General features: G+C 37.4%; 2 protein-coding genes. Both read right to left on the bottom strand.

All coding sequences use genetic code 11. The annotated features are described in order from the left end of the window. Positions 1-250: 250 nt before the first annotated feature. A complete protein-coding gene (locus RB298_RS30995) occupies positions 251-1,276 on the bottom strand; it encodes an ABC transporter substrate-binding protein (protein WP_486050171.1) in 1,026 nt (341 codons plus the stop codon). Positions 1,277-1,353: 77 nt separating this feature from the next. Further along, complete coding sequence (locus RB298_RS30990; protein ID WP_486050169.1) at positions 1,354-2,121, bottom strand: class II aldolase/adducin family protein; 768 nt, start codon at positions 2,119-2,121, stop codon at positions 1,354-1,356. Positions 2,122-2,303: the final 182 nt, after the last annotated feature.

Raw genomic sequence — 2,303 nt, 5'->3', positions numbered from 1 at the left:
GATAAAGAAACATCTCTTAGTTGCTTCCTTGAGTAGGTGCCTAGAATCCGTTTTATGTTAACTATAAAGCAAAAATATTCCATTTCTAGATGATTTAGTTTCTTTCTGCTATTTAGAAAGTACATTATAGTCACTAACTTTAATTTTTTACTAAAGGAAAAAAGCAGAACTTTAATTAAAGTTCTGCTTTTCATTGTTACCAGATACTCACTGTATTAGAAAGACTTTAGAGAATAAAGACTTCTTAATTTTATTTGGCTATAAAAATTTCTTTATCTACCAATCTATCTACATTTACTTCTCTTGATAATACATTTTCCTCTTTAAATACGTCTGCCACTGTCTGTACAGCACGTATATCCTTTTCTTCAACAGGTCTTACTTTAGCATTTACTCGTCCGTTAATTGTTCTTGAAACGTCATTAGGCAACCTCGTGATATTAGAATACAGTTTAATGTACTTCTCTTTGTTTTGATTTTCCCATTCCCATGCTTTTGAAATTCGTTTAATGACGTCTTGAATTGCTGCTCTTTTTCCAGGATCCTGTAGTGCTTTGTCTGAAGCTGTGATAAACCCTAATCCTGTATTAATGCCTTTGCCAGTACGCAATAGCCTTCCTCCGTTTTTCTCAGCAATTGCTAAATACGGATCAAAAGTAGCCCATGCTTCTAGCTGGCCTGCTTTGAAAGCTGCTGCGGCATCAGTAGGAAGAACAAACTTAACATTAACATCTTCCGTAGACAGGCCTTCTTCTTTTAGCGCTTCAATTAATAAATATTGCGCAATACTACCTTTTGCAGACGAAACTACGACCGTCTTTCCCTTTAAATCCTTTATCGATTTAATTGAAGAATTTTTCTTAACCAATATTCCCACAGCTTCGGGGGAAGATACACTAGTAGCAATAATTTTTAATGGCACCTTTGAAGCTGCGGCTGCGAGTACCGGCGTATCTCCGGCAGGAGCTGTATCTACTGATCCTGCTTTTAACGCTTCAAATAAAGGAGCCGCGCCTTGAAAGCTAGCCCACTTGACTTTATATGGTGTACCTTCTAGTACTTTAGAAGCTTCTACTTTGGCCTTCGTCATTCCAGCTTGATCTCCTAACACAATCGTTACTTTTGACAAATCTACCTTCTTTTTTCCTGCTGTTTCCTTTGCCTCACTGCAGCCAGATAAAATAGATAGACTTCCTATAGTAAGAATGCTTGCTACTAAAATCTTCTTTGATAGGTTTTTCTTCACACAATCTAAAGCTTTTTGAAGGATGTTCATATGTACTTGTCCTCCTTTTCATTATACTTACTTAGGCATTGATACTCTTATATCAATGCCTAAGCTCTTTCTTTTATTTAGTTTAATACATCCGGTTCTTCATCAAGTAGCTTATACCATAGCTGTTGAAAGTTGAACCAGCCTCCCGAAGGACTGCTTACTTGAGAGTGCGTCAAAACAGCCTTTTCATGATCGATTGGAATAGGTTTTCCTGCTGCTTCGGCAAGAAGCTGCGCATGGCAAGCTCGGTCCATAGCAATAAACCAATAAGCTGCTTCATCTACGCTATCTCCAACCGTAAGAAGCCCGTGATTTCTTAAAATAACGCCCTTATGTTGCTGAAGTGCATCAGCAATGCGTTCACCTTCACTTTTCTCTAATACTACTCCAGTAAAATCATCAAATAATCCATGATCTTGATAGAATACACATGAGTCTTGGGTAAGAGGATCAAGTAATCTTCCTAAAGACGACCATGCTTTACCATAAAGGGAGTGAGAGTGGGCAGCAGCAATTACATCTGGTCTTGCTTGATGAATTTGCGAGTGAATTGCGATTGCTGCTTTGTTAATTGGACGATCTCCTATGACGACATCTCCGTTGTGATTAACAAGATGCAAATCACTAACTTTCATTTGTCCAAAATGTACACCTAGTGGATTTACCCAGTAATGATCTTTTTTCTCAGGATCTCGAACTGTTATGTGCCCAGCAACCCCTTCATTAAATCCAAATTGATTAAAAATTCGAAATGCACCTGCTAATCTTTCCTTACGATGTTGGCGCTCTTCCTCTACATTTTGAAATGTTGGCTGGTTATAAATTGACGCTGCTTTCGTTGACATAATCATCTTCCTTTCTGAATATGCATTTTTTTATTTCGGCTGTATTTTTTCTACGTCACTATTTAATTCACTTGTCCAAAACTTCTTAACATCTATTTCTTCCTTTAGAAGTGATTCAGAATAAAATGTATCTGCTACATCTTGTTCGGACTTAATTTGCTCAGGAGTGATAGGAGTAATAA

Origin of the sequence: Priestia sp. BR_2 (assembly GCF_041954005.1) — a bacterium.
Taxonomy (GTDB): domain Bacteria; phylum Bacillota; class Bacilli; order Paenibacillales; family Paenibacillaceae; genus Paenibacillus_AQ; species Paenibacillus_AQ lautus_A.
This window is presented reverse-complemented; position numbering and strand designations above follow the sequence as displayed.

Coding starts and splice junctions, on each gene's coding strand:
- RB298_RS30995 (WP_486050171.1), bottom strand. CDS start 1,276: ATGAACATCCTTCAAAAAGCTTTAGATTGTGTGAAGAAAAACCTATCA.
- RB298_RS30990 (WP_486050169.1), bottom strand. CDS start 2,121: ATGTCAACGAAAGCAGCGTCAATTTATAACCAGCCAACATTTCAAAAT.